At 47.2% G+C, this 17,635-nt stretch carries 12 protein-coding genes, 1 tRNA gene and 2 pseudogenes; 3 read left to right on the top strand and 12 right to left on the bottom strand.

From position 1 onward, the window contains the following. Positions 1–79: 79 nt before the first annotated feature. The 3 genes from AC2A06_RS17875 to AC2A06_RS17865 form a co-directional block, all read right to left on the bottom strand. Positions 80–472 carry a type II toxin-antitoxin system death-on-curing family toxin gene (locus tag AC2A06_RS17875; protein WP_484381162.1) on the bottom strand — a complete coding sequence of 131 codons (393 nt, stop codon included), beginning with the start codon at positions 470–472 and terminating at the stop codon, positions 80–82. Continuing rightward, positions 469–690 carry a type II toxin-antitoxin system Phd/YefM family antitoxin gene (locus AC2A06_RS17870; protein WP_484381161.1) on the bottom strand — a complete coding sequence of 74 codons (222 nt, stop codon included), beginning with the start codon at positions 688–690 and terminating at the stop codon, positions 469–471. Before AC2A06_RS17870 ends, AC2A06_RS17875 begins: the two co-directional genes overlap by 4 nt. 283 nt (positions 691–973) lie before the next feature. Then, positions 974–1,049 (bottom strand) — tRNA-Gly (locus AC2A06_RS17865). 722 nt (positions 1,050–1,771) lie between these two features. On the opposite strand from AC2A06_RS17865, the pseudogene AC2A06_RS17860 reads away from it, so the two are divergent. After that, positions 1,772–3,667 (top strand): annotated as a pseudogene (locus AC2A06_RS17860) (glycosyl hydrolase family 28 protein); the annotation flags it as partial. Between the two features lie 131 nt (positions 3,668–3,798). Here the strand turns inward: AC2A06_RS17860 and AC2A06_RS17855 are convergent. From AC2A06_RS17855 to AC2A06_RS17820, 8 genes are all read right to left on the bottom strand, one after another. Then, positions 3,799–5,013, bottom strand: coding sequence for a hypothetical protein (locus AC2A06_RS17855; RefSeq protein WP_484381160.1), 1,215 nt, complete (start codon positions 5,011–5,013; stop codon positions 3,799–3,801). 187 nt (positions 5,014–5,200) lie between these two features. Continuing rightward, positions 5,201–7,822, bottom strand: coding sequence for a fimbria/pilus outer membrane usher protein (locus AC2A06_RS17850; protein WP_484381159.1), 2,622 nt, complete (start codon positions 7,820–7,822; stop codon positions 5,201–5,203). Between the two features lie 8 nt (positions 7,823–7,830). Then, on the bottom strand, positions 7,831–8,616 hold the full coding sequence (locus AC2A06_RS17845; protein WP_484381158.1) for a fimbrial biogenesis chaperone: 786 nt from the start codon (positions 8,614–8,616) through the stop codon (positions 7,831–7,833). 32 nt (positions 8,617–8,648) lie between these two features. Next, positions 8,649–9,392 (bottom strand): fimbrial biogenesis chaperone, encoded by a 744-nt coding sequence (locus tag AC2A06_RS17840; RefSeq protein ID WP_484381157.1) that lies wholly within the window; start codon positions 9,390–9,392, stop codon positions 8,649–8,651. A gap of 17 nt (positions 9,393–9,409) precedes the next feature. Continuing rightward, on the bottom strand, positions 9,410–10,045 hold the full coding sequence (locus tag AC2A06_RS17835; RefSeq protein ID WP_484381156.1) for a hypothetical protein: 636 nt from the start codon (positions 10,043–10,045) through the stop codon (positions 9,410–9,412). Between the two features lie 16 nt (positions 10,046–10,061). Next, a complete protein-coding gene (locus AC2A06_RS17830) occupies positions 10,062–10,676 on the bottom strand; it encodes an SH3 domain-containing protein (protein WP_484381155.1) in 615 nt (204 codons plus the stop codon). Beyond that, complete coding sequence (locus tag AC2A06_RS17825) at positions 10,660–11,484, bottom strand: fimbrial biogenesis chaperone (protein ID WP_484381154.1); 825 nt, start codon at positions 11,482–11,484, stop codon at positions 10,660–10,662. The genes AC2A06_RS17830 and AC2A06_RS17825 overlap by 17 nt, the downstream gene beginning before the upstream one ends. Before the next feature lie 121 nt (positions 11,485–11,605). Next, positions 11,606–12,169 (bottom strand): fimbrial protein, encoded by a 564-nt coding sequence (locus AC2A06_RS17820; protein WP_484381153.1) that lies wholly within the window; start codon positions 12,167–12,169, stop codon positions 11,606–11,608. Positions 12,170–13,540: 1,371 nt separating this feature from the next. Here AC2A06_RS17820 and AC2A06_RS17815 point away from each other — a divergent pair. Then, on the top strand, positions 13,541–13,762 hold the full coding sequence (locus AC2A06_RS17815) for a hypothetical protein (protein WP_484381152.1): 222 nt from the start codon (positions 13,541–13,543) through the stop codon (positions 13,760–13,762). Positions 13,763–13,962: 200 nt separating this feature from the next. On the opposite strand, the pseudogene AC2A06_RS17810 reads toward AC2A06_RS17815, so the two are convergent. After that, a pseudogene (locus AC2A06_RS17810) lies at positions 13,963–14,835 on the bottom strand (integrase domain-containing protein); the annotation flags it as partial. A 1,087-nt stretch (positions 14,836–15,922) separates the two neighbouring features. On the opposite strand from AC2A06_RS17810, the gene AC2A06_RS17805 reads away from it, so the two are divergent. Then, the coding region (locus tag AC2A06_RS17805) for a DEAD/DEAH box helicase family protein (RefSeq protein ID WP_484381151.1) at positions 15,923–17,635 on the top strand (1,713 nt) is incomplete at its 3' end.

The raw sequence follows: 17,635 nt of genomic DNA, 5'->3' as shown, positions 1-17,635 counted from the left end.
TACATTATTTTAATCACGCAACGCGAGTTCACCGTTCGGGTTGAGAAAATCATCAGCAATCAATCAGCCGATATTTAACTCAACGCGCCGGGTTGGACGTGTCGGTCAGTGCTCGCAAGTGCTGTGCTAACTGGTCAACGGTTTTGTTGCCTGTGGCAGCGTCTACGGTCAGATTTTCCAGTGTGTTGTCGTGATCGCGGATGTTGATTCCGTTACGGTAGAGAAAGGTCATGGTGACAAAAAACGCGGTGCGCTTGTTGCCATCATTAAAAATGTGTCCACGCGCAATAGCCACCCAGTAGGTAGCAGCCAGTTCATAGACATCGGTTACGCCTTCGTAGTGCGCCCGGTTTTGCACGCGATAGATGAGGGCTTCGGCTCTGCCGGGGTCAGGCATGCCAGTCACGCCGGGTAGCAGTTGCAGTATCCGCTCATGAAAGGCGATGACTTCCTGTGCACTCATCCATATTATCGGTTTGTCAGCGCCTCTACGGTATGCCCATGACGCTGCATGATGAGGTCAAATTCCGCATCCAGTTTGGCATTCTGGTAGGCCTCGAATTGCGCTTTGCTGATGACAACCGCTGCGCTTCCATCTCTACGGGTGATTTCTACGGGTTCGCCATGTGTAGCGGCATCCAATACTTCCGAGATATTGGCGCGTGCTTGTGTTGAGGTGTATGTACGCATGTTATGCCTCTTTTAATGTACATTTAGATTGTACATCTGCTGTTCGGTTCATTCAATTGTGGGGGCGATTGTTTGTCCAAATGGTTGGTGTTGCGGGTTTCGGGTGTGTTTTTGTACTGCATTGCCGGGATGGACTTGCTGATCAGTGTTGTTGGAGTTATCAGTGGACTTACATGGTCTGGATTTAAGTACTGTGCAGTGCTGCTACATGGAAGTGAATGAGAAATTTACGCTTTTACTTCATTGAAGTGTGGTGCTTAAAAGCACGCACTGGAAGGAGATTTGGAGCGGGAAACGAGACTCGAACTCGCGACCCCGACCTTGGCAAGGTCGTGCTCTACCAACTGAGCTATTCCCGCGTCGCATAGGTACTATCTTATCATTGACTTATTACTGGCTTACTTATTACTGCGTCATCTGTTGTTTAACAGCATGATTTTCGCATTTTGAGCCAGAAAAAAACCAAGCTCAAATTTAACACATTGATATTAAATGCTTTTGAACATTCGCTACCAACGTGGGGCGCATTATGTACCAATCGTTTTGCCTTGGCAACCCCCACTTTTCAATAAAACGCGGTCTGACATTCTGAGTGAACATTTTCCGTTCATAGCGATCTATTCTTGAACACCCTTAGCGGTGCGGCTGATATCGCAGTGTTCCCCCCTCCTCTGTGATCTTCCTGACAATAACAAACAAAAAATCGATTTTAATCAAAAAAAGAATGATATTTTCTATTTATTGAAATTGTATTTCAATAAATAAAACTACATTATTGCCGTGATGCCGCTTATCGATACTGGTCACTGCGGCAATCAAAAAATAGAAACTTTTTCCAGAAAAATGATGTTTAAACATCACGTTAACCTGATTGGAGAAGAACATGTCTGGTTTTTTATTTTCTCGCCGTATTGCCTGCTGTCTACCCCTGGTATTCAGTGTATTAGTTAGTGGGTGCGATAATGGCTCGAGTTCAAACATGAACTCAAACACGAACTCAAGCGAAAACGCGAACTCGAATGAAAACTCGAACTCGAATGAGAACTCAAACTCAAACTCAAACTCAAACTCAAACTCAAACTCAAACGAGAACTCGAATTCAGACTCCCCCGTTGATCGCTCTGCCGCACCACAAAATGTGCGTATTCCGCCACTTGCCTATGATGAACATAGTGTGGTGCTAGTATGGAACAAGCCGCAACAATACAACAATATCAGCGATTATAACGTCTATATGAATGGCAAATTGCTTGGTGGCACCAAAGCCAACCACGATGCCTACTCACCGGCTAAGCCCTATATCGATAATTTTTATCAAAACCGGGATCCTAATCAGTGGCATAGCAAAATCAGCCTGCATAATTTTACTGTTCAGAACTTAACGCCTGAAACCACCTACCAATTTACGGTACGTGCAGTTTATGCTGATGGAACCGAATCGATAGAAAGTTTACCACTGGCATTTACAACCCCCACAGCGCCCCAAGTGGTCAATATCCAAAACTACGGCGCAGTTGGTGATGGTACGACACTGGATACCGTGGCAATCCAAACAGCCATTGATAGCTGCACCATTGAACTGTATCCGCAAGGCTGTAAAGTGCTCATTCCCCCGGGCACCTTTAAAACCGGCGCACTGTTCTTACACAGTGATATGACGCTGGAAGTCGCCGCCAATGCCACTTTGCTAGGGTCAGCATCCCCTGACGATTACCCGCTGGAAAAAGGCTATTACCTCTATCCTTATCAGCTCCCTGCCCCACTGCCAAAACGTCCGCCATCATTGATTAATGCGCTAAAGCCCAATGATACTGGCTCTGCCCATGCCGGTACCTTCAAGAATATTCGTATTGTTGGTCAGGGAACCATTGACGGCAATGGCTGGGTACGCGGCATCAAAGCGGGTGGCCCGGACAATCTCACCGATGAAACGGGTAACACACTGCCACAATATCGTGCCAGTAATGTCAATAAGGTCAATACGGACGGTATTCTCGCCGCAGCACAAACTGCACAGGGGATTGCTGATGGTCTTCCTGCCAGCACCGCATACAGTAACCGACGCTCCAGCTTAATCACCTTACGCGGTGTTGAGAATCTCTATATTGGCCAGTTGACCATATTAAACCCGGCCTATCATGGCATCATGATGTTGGAAAACCAGAATATCACCATTAATGGCATTATTAACAAAACCTACGATGCCAATAACGCCGACGGGCTGGAGTTTGGTAATAGCCAGAACGCCATGGTGTTTAACAGCTTCTTCGATACTGGCGATGATTGCGTAAACTTCGCGGCAGGTTTCGGCGCAGGAGTTGAGGAGTATCACCAACCACCGCAAAGTGGCACCTGGATTTTCAATAACTATTTCCGTAATGGTCACGGGGCCGTTGTCGCTGGTAGCCACACTGGTGCCTGGATCGAGAATATTCTGGCGGAAGATAATGTGATGTACCTGACCGATGTTGGTCTACGGATGAAAAGCCGCCCCTACTATGGTGGTGGTGCACGTAACGTGGTATTCCGCGATAATGCAATGTCATCCCTTGGCCAGCAACCGTTTATCTTTACTATCAAGTACGCTTCTGATGTTAATGACGCGGTGCCTGCATCAGAACCGGCACAGTTTCGTGATGTACAAGTGCAGAATATCAGCATTGATGGCGGTACCAAGAACAGCATCCTGGTTGATGGTATGACTATTGCGGAGATGGAAGCGGCTTATGGCTTCACTTTCCCACGTGATGCGTATCATCAAAACCTGCATTTTGAAAATGTCAGATTTAACCACGCCATTGCGACCAATATTTCCTTTCTACATAACAGTCAATTCGATAGCGTGACTTATCTTGATACGCAAAAGGCATGGAACTTCAGCTATATACAAGATGTTTTGTTACATGACTCGGCCAATAACATCACCCTGACCACGCAGGCAGATGAAGTGCTGACTTATGAAGCCGCAACAAATTAAAGGAGCGTAACTTAATTTAAGTCCGCCGTAGATTCATGTCCTGGTTTTCTACTCACTGCACTGTGATGTAGAAAGCCAGGCATGTTACTGGTCACTAAGCGGCACTCTCTCGTCTGGGGTAAATCAGCCATTTACTGATAGGTAATACCCAGCGTTACCGCACCAGTGTATTTTCCTGGCACAGTCTTAGATGTTGTACAGGCGTACCACTCCAGTGGGATTGCGATATTACGGCTAGTAGCAGAGAGATCGAACACATAATATCCCGGCAATAATGATTGGGGAGCAAATAAAACTGAACTTGCCTCCCTACCTCCCGAACAGTTTTTTGCGCGGGAATTTCCCAGTTCACCACGAATAATGATCCCTGTACCATCCACCTTTGATTGTTTGGTATCACTATTGATCAGCCCCAGCCCATACAGATCAGCCGTTGTCGTTCCTGTTATCCCAGTGGCTCTCACATAGGCTTTAGCACTGACTGAGCTGCCAGTACAATTCACGGATAAGCTATCCCCGACTGATGCTGACATATCGGAAGATGTCGACAGGTTAGTAAAAGTGACCGTACTTTTGCCCACACCTAACGAACAAGGGGGCGCTCTAACAATCAGCCTATCACCTGGATTGAGAATAGCTTTACTTGAAACCAATGTTGCCGTCCCGGTTGAAACTCCCTGACGAAAAAATAATTGCGTCAAGTTATAATTTCCATAGGGAACATTAGGACCAATATAAGCCCAGATATTCAAATTAAGGGTGGCAGGAACATTCCCTGCATTCGTATTAGCGGCACCAGTATAATATATGCTCCCACTGGTGGGGGCCCCTGCCGGGTAGAGGCAATTCCGGCCCAAACTCGCTGCGGATGCGGTGGATGAACTTATCTTGCCATACTTGTCCCAACTGCCCGCAATGGAGTAGATATTTTGCTTACCAGACACCGCCGCAGATGTGGTGCCGATATTAACTTTCGCCCCGCTACTGGTACCGGTTACCCCCACCACAATATCAGTGCGCCCACCCACTGCCGCGGTCCCGGTATAACCATTTACCGTGACGGGTACTTGACAGGAGCTATCAATACTAACGGTTGTCAGCCCACCACCCGCCATACGCAAAGAATAGCTTGAGCTGGTAATTGTCGTGCCGGTCCCGCCGCTAAGCTGCCCGTTAATGGTAGTCAGCTGCATCACACTCCCAGGGAAAACGGTATAGTCAACCGCAAAAGCAGGACAAAGCATGAAAAGAGCGACGCCACCCACTGCACCCTGTCTCAAACTCAATAACTGACGTTTGGCACGTCGAGAGACTAAACCTGCATAGAGCATGGTAATAGTTTTCATTATTCTTATCCTGTCATTTCTAGTGTTAAATATAAATTTATAGCGTTCTAAAAACACCACGATAAATAAGTTCAGTTTAATAAAATAGAAAATGGAACAATTTTAGCTTGCGCCATTAATCCTTTATGTTGCCCAAAAAACCAACGGCAGTATCTATTTCAGGATTCATTTATGTCACCCTATTCGGCTAGCCGTTACTTGCCGCTTGAATTTCAGGTGCTTCAAATAAACATCTCAGCGTCACCTGGCGAATACCATTCTCAGGATTAAGGGTTAATGTTTTTTCGTCAAATGTGGCCGTACAGTGTTGCGAGGATATATTCCCCCACTTCACCACAATACTGCCGGATTTCGGTAATCCACTCATATAGACCAGGCCATTATCCCCGACAATCGCACTATTTTCCTCCCCCGGTCGGACGCCCATTAACGATGCGATGGCCCCAAAAGGAACCATGCCTTGATCATGCATTAAGGTAATCAATGCCTGATAACCGACACGCGTAGCGAAGGTCGCCTTAACCACCGCACCTTGCGTCGGATACAAATTGATATTGGAACGCACTAATTCGACATCATCAGGTAACGTACTCGGATCAAGCCCGACATTGTTTCTGGTATAAGCCGAAAGATAAGGAACAACCGCATAACCTCGCCAATCAGTAACCGCATTGCTGCTATTAGTTTTCACCCCAAATGCATCAGGGGCACTGACAAGTGCCACTGAATCCCCCAGTGTATTGGACAGCGTGATCCCCTCTGCATGTATCAATACCCCTCCACTGGCGGTCATATTTAGGCTATTTGATTGATGGCTGTAACTATACCCGCTGCTCAGTGTCCCTTTGCTGCCGTGATACCCCACATTGAGATTACTATTTGCCGTTTGGCCTTGATTACCCCAGCTTTGCGATAAATTGTAATTCACATTGCTGTTCGGTAAATGGCCACTCAGCCCCGTTTGGCTCTGCGTCTGCCCACGGTTGTCATGGGTTATTGATGTCGTTGCATAGTGAGATTGCAGTATCGGTGAGGAGCCCAACATGCTAAAGGGTATACTGATATTCAGCGAGATTTGGCGATTTTCCGGCCAGTACCCCGAACTACTTTTCACCCGGTCAATGTTGTAATTAATACCATAGTTAATCCCGTGGATATTATTACTGTAGCCCAGAGACAACCCCCTCAAGCTTCGGTCACTGCCCCAATAATCATCTCGATTAGCACGGAAGTTCAATGCCCCCCAATCTCCCATCTGCTGACTTAACTGGATTTGGAGACTGCTACGCCGACGTTGTGCCACCCACGGTGTCACCCCCTCACTTAATTGATATCCCTCACTATTAAATTCACTAAAACTGTAATAATGCTTGGTCGAATAACGTAATGCCGTTAAATCAACCGCGGTCCCGGTTGACAACAGACTTTTGGAATAGCGCACACGGTAAGATTGCCCAGTTTTGGTACCCTCTTGTTCAAACTGCGCGGCAGAGTGAGTCATATCAACAGAAACAGCACCAATATGGCCCAACGATATCCCCATGCCACCACTGGCCGTTCGATAATCTTTGGACAACAGTGTCCCACCGTACACCGTGACATCCTGCGGTAACCCGTACACACCGGTCAGCAAGAGAAAATCGGCATTTCGTGACTGAGTGGTATAACCTCCGTCATAACGCCCGCCGGTCAATTCATACTTCCAACCACCGGGACGTAACATCATCGGTAAAGACGAGTAAGGCACAGTGAACTGGCGCACCGTGCCATCCGCTTCGGTCAGGGTGACATCATAATTGCCCGACATCCCGGATTGTTGAATGTCATTAATCGCAAAAGGCCCCGGCGCCACATAGGTTTCATAGACAATACTCCCGTTCTGGCGCACCGTGACGCGTGCGTTGCTATTGGCAACCCCGCTAATAATCGGTGCAAACCCGCGTAACTGATTGGGCAGCATTTGCTCATTCGAGCTCAGTTTGATCCCCTTGAAAGGCACACTGTCCAGGATCTCACTGCCGGTACTGCTTTCTCCCAACAACAGGCTTGAACGTAATCCGCGAAGATCACGGGACAAATAGGTATTGGAGAATTGGGTTTGTGAATGATTAGCACTATAGTCCCCGCCACTATCACGGGATTGGGTATAAGTCATGGTACTGCGTTGCCGCCACGGCCCTACATTAGCCCCCATGCGGAACGAGGCAAACATATTATCATTCTGTATTCTTTGTCCGTCCGCCGTATTGGTTGTCCGACCGGCGCTAATACTGTAGTTAGTCAAAAATGCCGGAATGCCGTGATCCCATAAACTGGGATCAGCCCAGTTGCCATAGGAACGCTGCATGGCTATTTGTGGCACGCTGACAGTTAAACGCGAATTGGCAAGATCCAGCTTAGTCGTCGCCTGAGGAATATAAGAGGCTAAATCATCAATCACCGTCTGTGGGTCAAGGGCTTTGAGTGTCGGAATATTATTGACATCCACCCCCCACTGTTCCAACTGTACAATCGTGAGTAAGGGAACCACTTGGCCTTGGGCATTTTTCTGAAAGATCAGCGTAAATTCCCCGGTGGCCTGCTGATTGATCAATACCACTACCGTGTATTCCCCTTCAGCGACACCGCCAGGCTTAGAAAATGCCGATAAATCCACCGGTGTTGCTTCACCCAAAAAAGCAGGGTCAAAGTAATCATCTGCCAACACCGGGTGACATCCCAAACATAAGGCAAACATTAAAGGATGATACGAAAACTTTTTTTTACCTAGCCGTCTGTAGGAAAGCTGAGTGTAATAAGGCCTAATCATCTATTTTCTCAACGATTATTATTCAGTGTGCGTGTCACAGGCTCTGTCTTGACACCATAGTCATCAAGTAACCGCCAGCGAACTTCGCCTGATGACACCGCATTTGGCAAAGGGTAGGTTTGCTGCCCCAGCGGTGGCACCATGCTAAATAATGCGTCTGCCCCAATGGGTTTTCCTGCTACTGACAATTCATCAAACGTGGCATAAAACGCGGTAGGATTAGTCACGACAAGCTGCGTTCCCTGACGCTGAAATTGCAAGGACTGGGCAACCTGTTGAACGTCATACGGCGGTAACCCCTCAGGGCGATAGAACAGCTTCAAGGTATTTTGTAATGCCAAGATAATGCGCGCTTGCCCAGCCCCATTGCTCTCAGGCTGTTTGTCATCTTCACTTTGGCTTGGGATCGCTTTGACCTGAAACGCAAAGACAGACTCACGGTCTGCGGGTAATATTTTTTCAATCAAACGAATACGCAATGTGAGCGTATCCTTGGACTCTAGGCGAGTTAATGGCGGCAGGACGATAAACGGTGAAGCCGCTTTCATCTTACTGGATGCATCGACCGGTTCAGCAAGTGAGGTCGGCCAGGCCTCAACGCGCGATTGCACCAAGTACACCGACTGAGTATCGTTAGTGACGGCAAAGGTTACCCCTTTGGTCTCATTAGCCGGATAAATAACGCGCGTGGATTGCAAGGTAATGCCCTGGCGTTCATTGGCATTTCCAGCCCAAGCGTGCCCAGCGCAAAGAAACAGTAATATCCCCATCCACAGATATCGGCGATTTCTCACTGCATATCCAAATGCTTGATGCCAGCCCAAACTCATGGTCTGCCCCCCGAAGCGGAAATGGCCAGTTGATAGGGTTGACTCACTGCGCCGTAATCATTAATGGTGCTATAAGTCGCCTTAGCTGTTTGCCCCATTACCTGGTAGGTTTTCTTGGAAAACGGGGCGATCATCGCTCCGGTTTGCGCCAAGTCGATGTTTTGCCCTTTAAGCTCGAGCGTATTTAACGTCAGGTAATAGGGGGTAGGATTTTCCATTACCACCTCATCCCGATAAGCACGAAATACCAGTTTGTTTTGTGCCTCACGCGCCGTCATTGGTAATGCTGCGGGGCGATAAAACAATTTGATTAGCGGCTGTATCCCTATAGATAACCGGGCGGTGACAGCAGTCTCCGCCGCCTGACCCGGTTGGGATGTGGAAGGGATCGCCAAAAAACTCAGATAAAACACAGATTCCCGATCAATGGGTAAATTTGCTTTTCCCTGCAGTAAAATACGAACCCGGAACTGTTCTTGTGGCTCTAAGCGAAATAAAGGCGGTGTGACTAAAAAAGGAGCGGCTGGTTGCTCAGGCTGCCCGGGAAGATTCACCACCTCGGCCTTCACTAGGTAGGGAATATCACTCAGATTTTGAATGCCCGCAGTGGTGCTTTTATTCTCTGCGTGATAAATCACACGCGTCTGGGGCAGTTTGATCCCTTCCGTAGCCCCCAGCATTGGGTAGCCCCCCCATAATGCAACCCACAACACCGTCAACACATTACGAATTTTTTTCATCTATTTATTTTCCGGGATCACTCATAAGCCAATTGAAAGGTCACCGTGGCTTTAAACGCCCCCAATTCATGTGACGGTGCATCACTACAAGGGGAATAACTTCCACATGATAATTGCGCTGTTAAATTCAACACGGTGCCATTTAATGACGTAACCGTACTCCCCGTTTTTACACGGATCACGCCCCCGCCAAGTACACCACCAGTAACAGCAATATTGCTGTTGTCCTGAAAAAGCGGCTGGCCGTTGACCGACAATTTCACGCCATAGCCATTTGCAGGCTTTGCTAACGTCGGCGCATCAGCAAAATAGTAATCACTCCCCCCCAATCGCACCGTTCTTCCGGTAACGATAATCTGTGGGATTGCGGCGGCAAAACTCTGATTACTACAATTACTAAAAGCAAGCTCCACCCCGCCAATCGCTGCCACCCCTTCACCGGTTAAGGCTGAAGACTGAAGCGAGGATCCATTGGCGGTGAAATTAACCGAAGAGGGCACCTTCATGGTACAAGTGGGTGCGACAAATTCCGCTGAAAAGCTGACATTCACCGAATCCGCCGCTCTAGCGGTGATACTTATGCCGCCCAAACCTAGCAGTAACGACCCGACATAACGCCAAGATGACTTCTGGCATAATGCTAACAATCTCATCTTGACCGTCCTTCCATTATGGAATGATCCCCGTGATGGTTATCGTCGCCTGAAATGCGCCCGGTGTTATTTGGTTGCTGTCAACCATGCCCACCAAACCGACCCACAGCACTTGGTTTTCACTGAACCCGTTAGCCTGGTTTAGTGGTAGCAGCGTCATAGTTTCACCATTCGCAATGGCCTTGCCTGCCAAACCACTGGGATAAAAATCACTCAATGACGGCGGTGTATCGCGCTCTGCCACCGACGTTACCGGCTGAACCATAAACCCCACCCCATTAGTATTCGTTGTCCATTGGCTATTGGCGTCAAGAAACACCTGCTGGTTGGCTGAATAGGGGGTCTTACCGGTGATCATCACTTGCGGAGTAACGGCATAATTGCAGCGCATATTGACCTCAATCGGCTTAACTTCAACCGTTTTGCCTGGCGAAAAGTCCGCTGCATTCCGCGGCATAAAGGCCAGTGCATGCCCACTGGTATAGTCCAGCTCACAACTACCATCATTGATGGTGGCAACAAATTGAGTTGTTCCAGCGCTACCTATCGGGGTACTGGCGATAACCTGACCGCCGATGAGGCAGCAGCCCATAGCGATGAATAGCTGCAGATAACTATTGGATTGAGCCATGAAACGCTTCCCGGCCACCATGATCATTAATGGCACTCCATTGAACACTTCCCGTAGTGGGGGCATTCCCATAGCGCTGGTTGCCATAGGGGGCGATCATATTTTGTTCGCGCGTGGTGCGGATATTCACCGATTTACCATTCACCTTCAGTGAACTGAGGGTGATGTAATACGGTGTGGGATTGGAGACGTTGAGCTGGTTGCCTACGGCGGTGAATTGCAATTGCCCCATCGCCGCTTTTTGTGTCACCGATAAACCATTAGGGCGATAAAACAACTTAATGATATTGCCCGTAGCAACAGTCAAGGCGCCTTCTGGAGTCGGGAGCACGGCTTGAGATGGCCCTGATGTTGCAGGTAAGGCAGCCACACGAAGATAAAAAAGGGATTCTTTATCCTGAGGCAATGCGCCCCCTTTTTTCATCACCCGGAACTGATGCTGACTTCCTGGCTCAAGCCGAAACAGTGCGGGAGAGATCACAAAAGGGACCTGAGCATCCTGGCCTTCAATATCACGAAAAACTTGAGCTCTAATTAGAAAAGGTTTTGTAGCGTTATCATCACTACGCACACCTATGCTACTCCCCCCACGGCTTTCATCAACAATAAGTCGTGTGGCTGTCAGTGAAATGCCCGCAACGGAAGATGCCGACCATAACATTATTGTCAACATTAAGGCTGCATGGCGCATTAACCCATAAGAATGAATCTGCATATTTCCCCGTGCTCTCTTTATCAACAATTTTTCAACAAAAACTGATCCCATTTGGGTATTCTTTTTATACTGTGCTTTTTCCACACTATTCATGTCATGCTCAGGCAACCTCGTTGATTCCCTCTGGCATAGACTTCCAATAAAAAATAATGTGTGTGCGATAACTATGAGGTTTCCCCCATAGTTATTTTCGTTTTCTTAATTAGCAGAATAATTATTCCGAGGCATAAGAAATAATAATTGGAGCAGTATATAAGCCTGCAGTTGGCGCAGCTAAGGTTGAAGCCATAGCTACATTAAAGGTATATGACGCACCGCCATCGGGTACTGACACCTTTAGAGGTACAGAGGCGTGATTTTGTAATGCATCAACTGAATCGGTGCCACCGGATTTTAGTACCATAAAGCCTGTTGCTGAATCATTACCCACAAAAATATTGTTATTACCATTATTGGCGGTGGTGCCGGAAATATATAAATTGCCACCACCTTCACCAGCACCTGTGTCACCTTGGCAGTTTTTCAGTGTCACTTCCATGGTCACAGGTGTGCCAGACACATTATTGGTATTACCCGTAAACGCCTCGGAGATATGAACGCCGGTATTGACAGTCGTTCCGCCAGTAACACCGTTAACATCAATATCGCAAGTAACGGCAGAGATAAGACCACTGAGTGTGACATTAGCCGTATTTTGATCTGCCGCATTCGCGCTTAAGCTTAACCCAGCTATCGCGCTAAATAATGCCATGGATAATACGTTCTTTCTTAAAATCATAATGATTCCTATGTTGGCTTGATGAAAAAAAACACAGATATGATCCCTATTCACGAGTGCATTACAGTTTGGATTTATGGATGGCAAGCCTTGATGCCGTTTGTCCCAATACAGTGAAACCTACGGTGTTTGATGTGACGGTCATTCGGTGTCTGGCATTCAACGTTATACTTAAAAGCATTGTTCAAACCCGGTCAGCTCAGCTTTAGCAAATCTAGCCCAAAAAATTGGCACCAGTTCATGGTTCGTCTGGTAATAAAATGCAGTACTTCCTGTCCTGTTGGTCCGCTTTATACGCGATATAAAAACCCATATCAAATATTTTAAGTAGTTTTATGAACTGCATTTTATTATTTTTATAGTCTAATATTCTGATATGTAATAACAATCCTATTGTAAATAACTAGAAGAAACCATTAAATTGTCAAAATATATCGCCTGTGTACAACATAGCGACATTAAATGCTGATTCTTGTAAGCACAACAAATCAGCAATACAAGGGTAATAAGTAACAAATTATGAATATTCGATGTAATACTCCATACCAAATCACTTTGGCAACCATCTTCGCCAAGAAATCCTATCCTCATAGTGATTTATCTTGATGATGTCGGGGGTAATATTCCTGCTGGCAACCAACGAAATCGGCAGTTTAATCCTGTGATATTGAGTATCGGGTTCTCGGACAGCAGGTGGTGATTTTTGTGATTTTGGATGGCAGACGGGATATGCAGTCATTGCTGATCCGCAGGTTGCTGGGGCGGTAGATTTTTTCTTTATGTGCGTTTTGCGCTTCGTGACGCCCCTCTCCTGCCAGGATCCACGCTTACAATCGGCCAGGTGAAACATCGGCAGTTCCTCTCTGACTGTTTGTACCAATTACAAGTTGAGGTGACGAGGAATAGAAAACGGACGCCTACGACCGTTAAAGGCAGGTATAGATGCTGATAAGGAAAATTGCCTGATAGACTTGCTGAACGAGCGCAATGGCGTTATCAGTAGGCTTAACTGTATGGTTTTGAGTGTGTTTTGGTGATGGTGCTTGGCAGCCACTGAACAAATTTACGCTTTTATTTCAGTGATTGGAGCGAATGATAACTGGCCTTGTTTTTTGCCACGATCAGCCCCATCTGCATTCCATGAAGCACGTGACATTCGTCACCTCGACAAGTCTCAACTCATAATTAGATATGGACTATTGGCATATGACTACACTCTACACCACAGAAGTACGCGCCACCATTGAGCGGCTTATCCACAATGGTTGTCATTACAACCTGGAAGAGCTTGACAAACTCTAGCACCCCGACCTTTACATCGTCATCATCAACGAAACAGGCGAGGTCATTACTCTCAATCGTCAAGAAAACATGGACTTCTTTGCTGCCAAAAAAGCCAGTGGAGCCCCACCACTGAGTACCAGTGTTGAATTCAACTACCTCGAAGCCAATGCTACAACCGCACATGCCATCGTGACCCGTTACGTGAACATGGGTCAACGACCTGAAAAAATCATCTTCAGCCTAGATTTGCGAAACACCTCGGGCGCATGGCAAATCTACAGAGAAACAGCCTTTGCCCAACCCGGCTGAGCCCACACAACTACAAAAGGCTGGGCATAGCGTTGAGATCAGCAATATGCCTAGCCGACAAGGCCACAAGTCATACTCCCCTGCTCCGCCAACTCCAGCCGAGCCGCCAAATCCGCGCCGATCACCTCCCGGCTATTCAGCACCGTCAACAACTGCCCCCACGAATACCCTAGATGTGCCGCCAGCGCCGTAACACTCAACCTGTTACCATACACCTGCTTTACATACCGCCCCCTGCCATCCCCATGGCCCAGATCCATTGAAGTTAGCGCCAGCGCTTCTTTTTCTGTATAGCCCTGCTGTGTGTAGTGTTGGATGGCATCCTGCGCCCACGCATAGCGGAGGCTGTGGGGTGAATGTTTTCCTGTGAGGCCAATTCTGCCTGTCTGGGTGCGCCAGTAGGTCATGGCCTGTTTGAGGCTGGGTTTGTCGATCAGGAGGCCGTTTCGTTGTTTGGCGATGTGCAGGGCGTTATTTATGGCCTGTTGTACGCGTTCGCGTTCAATAATGCGGGTGTCGCGTGGTCTGCCGCTTTTGGTGCCAAAGACGACCGTCAGGCGTTCTTTTCCCTGTTTGAGATCTTTGTGCCAAGTGTTGAGAGATTGGACGCTCTGAACGGCTTCTTCACCTCTTAAGCCCATGACTCGGGCAAGCTGGATCGCCGCTGCTAACCCTTGATCTTTTTGCTGTGCAGCTTGCATCACCTGCTGGTAGTGTTAGGGGGGAATGGCGGTGTCGGTGCCGTCACGACAGCTATCGTGGATGTTCAATGATCGATTGCTCAGCGCTTCTGAACTTGCCAGTTTTTCTCTACCTGCCTGTTTGAGTACGCCCCGAATCGCCGCCATTTCGTATTGCAGAGTGCGTTTGTCAATGCCCTGCGCCAGTCTGTTCTGGATGTAGTGCTGAATGTGACGGGTTTTAAGGTGGTCGATGTGTTTGAGCTGGATGTTGTGCTGCCGGAGTTCGGTGTACAGGCTCTCAATGATCAATACACGATCATGCACGGTTTTATGAGCACCGCCAGCCTGCCGGGCAAGCTGTTTCAGGGCGGGTTTGAGTTTTTTGTTCATGCTCTTTTTTTCCTCTTCTTTTCCTGTACTGCAATTCCGGGTGCGTGGTTGGGTGGAAAGCAAAACAGCCGCTTTCCGTGAGCGATACCTGTGCACCCGGTGAGATGCGGTTTAGGTGTGGTGGGGTTCGGTGATGAATGCTGTGCAGCCGCCTGCTGATGCAGGTATGCCCCCGGGTCGTGTGACCCGCCATGGGTATCGGTCGGTTTTCTCCTGTAAAAGGTGGGATAAAGAGTGCGTCAGATTCTCAAAAAGCCGTGAAAGCGGCGTTCTGTCTGGTCTGGCGCGGTGGTGATGAGCGGCGTCACTTTCTCGCTTTGCGCGTTGAAAGTGACGCCGTGTTGCCTATTGCGGCAGTTAAAAAGGTGCGCTGTCGGGGCGCATTGAATGGGGGCAGGCGTGAACCTGTGAGTGTAGGGGTTGCCGCAGGCTGGCTGCGACAGGTGGAGCAATGTTAGCGGTCAGGCTGTTGGGAGCAGGTCGCGTGATTTTGCTGTTTGATGCAGCGATGTGATGCGTTTAGCATCATTAATACGATGACGAATTGTCTGTCTGTGATGACAGTAGGTGCAAACGTGTGACAATGGTCGCAGATAAATCACGCGATGAAAGTCAGCCAGCAGGCTGTGAGGATAGATCGGCCTTCTCGCTTACGCGTTGCCGCTGAGGTGAAGGCATTTGCGGCAGGGAGGTTCCATTCAGAGGGGAACTCTAAACGCGCACTTGCGGGAACCGGTGCGCTTGGGTGTGTGCTCTACGAGCACGATTGACAGGGTGATTATAGGGCGACTGGAAACAGTTGCAAGGGGGTACCAGAACAGTGTTTTTGGGTGGAATGCTATGGATATAAATATTTTTTAGTTGTGCTGATTTGTGCTTGATATGGCACCTTTGCTACTGTGCATTCGATTAGATTTGACAGGCTACCGTCTGCTAAAAGCGAACACCAATTGCGTTACAGTACTTTATTCTGTTGGAATTGTGTCACAGCACGCAGCAATTGTTTAGTATTTTTACAAAATGTGTAATATGCATTTAGTTTAATTGCACGCTCATTGTGAAACACGAAACGGGTAAAGGGGAAATGATGAGAACTCTTGAAATCGAAGGCCCATTTTATAGAGTATTTAAGGACGCAAACAAGAACTTTGACCAGGCTACATTCACTTGTGCTGAAGAAACGACTTCAGCACTTCTGAGTAACTCGACAACATCCGAGCAGCCTGGCATGCTCCTTGGTAAAGTTCAAAGCGGAAAAACGCGTACCTTTATCAGTGTTCTGGCATTAGCTTTTGACAACGGTTTCGACATCGCTATCGTCCTTAGCAAAAACTCTAGAGCATTAATCCAGCAGACCTATAAACGACTACATAAAGATTTCGAGATGTTCGTCAATGAAAAGGAGCTTGAAATCTATGACATCATGAGTGCTCCAAAATCATTCGGTAAGTTTGAACTTGATTCTAAAATGATCTTCGTTGCGAAAAAACAGGACGATAATCTACGCAATTTGACTGAGTTATTCCAATCACATCCCAAAATGGCTGAAAAACGCGTCCTCATCATAGATGATGAAGCTGATAGTGCGTCTATAGGGTATTCAAAAAAGGGGGATATTATAAACGCTAACAAGATCGCATTGATGATTAGCGAGCTTCGTTTACTCATATCCAACGTTTCTTTTCTCCAAGTTACCGCAACACCATATTCGCTTTACCTCCAACCAACTGAGGTGGAGGTAAACAATGTGATTGAATTCAAACCTATACGACCAGCCTTTACTAAACTGGTGCCAGTCCCATCTGAGTATGTCGGAGGAGATACTTATTTTGGAGAATTATCTAGCGATATAAACAATACGCTGGAAAGTTTCATCTATTACCGTGTTGATCACCAAGAATTTGATCGGCTAAAAAAACCAGATGGACGTACTTTCAGACTAGAAAAAGCTTTGACTAGTAAAAAAATTGAGGGGTACTGTACTGCGCTGATCACATTTATAACCGGCGGATGTATTCAGCGGATAAACGGTATAAAGGCAAATTTAAATTCAAAAAAATTACGTTATTCTTTCCTTTTGCATTCAGAAGCCAGCAAGGGTGCCCATGATTGGCAAGAGAGGCTGACAAATGAGCTTGTAAAGCAGTTTAAAGAAGCTGCGGAAACTGACAAAGCCATGTTTATTGATCTTATAAAATATTCTTATGATAATTTATCTAAATCACTAAGATTGGATAATAAGCCAGTCCCTCCCTTTAATGAAGTATATGCTGCTGTTATTGATGCTCTAAATGAAGATCACATTACTATTTCTAAAGTTAATTCGGAAGAAAATGTCATAAATATGCTAGATGACACAGGCCAACTCAAGCTACGCAGCCCGCTTAATATTTTCCTAGGCGGGCAAGTACTTGATCGTGGAATCACTCTCGCTAATTTGATTGGATTTTATTATGGGCGCCGCCCCAATAGGTTTCAACAAGATACCGTACTGCAGCACTCGCGAATGTATGGATACCGTCGTGAGGAATTGGCCGTCACACGTTTTTACACTTCCCAGCCAATCTATGCTGCCATGAAGCAGATGGAGGAATTTGATTCAACTCTGCGTAATGCTATTGAAAACGGTGGTGATAAAACAGTTCAATTCATCCGTAAAGCAAGAAACGGCACTATCGTGCCATGCAGCCCTAACAAGATTTTAGTATCAACCACCCAAACATTACGCCCTCACAAGCGTATTCTTCCGATAGGTTTTCAGACGCATCATGGTACTGGTGCTAATGGCATTGCTAAGGTA

This window comes from Serratia sp. HNCC26DJ244 (assembly GCF_057180565.1).
The sequence above is the reverse complement of the archived record's forward strand: the minus strand, read 5'-3'. Positions and strand labels throughout refer to the sequence as shown.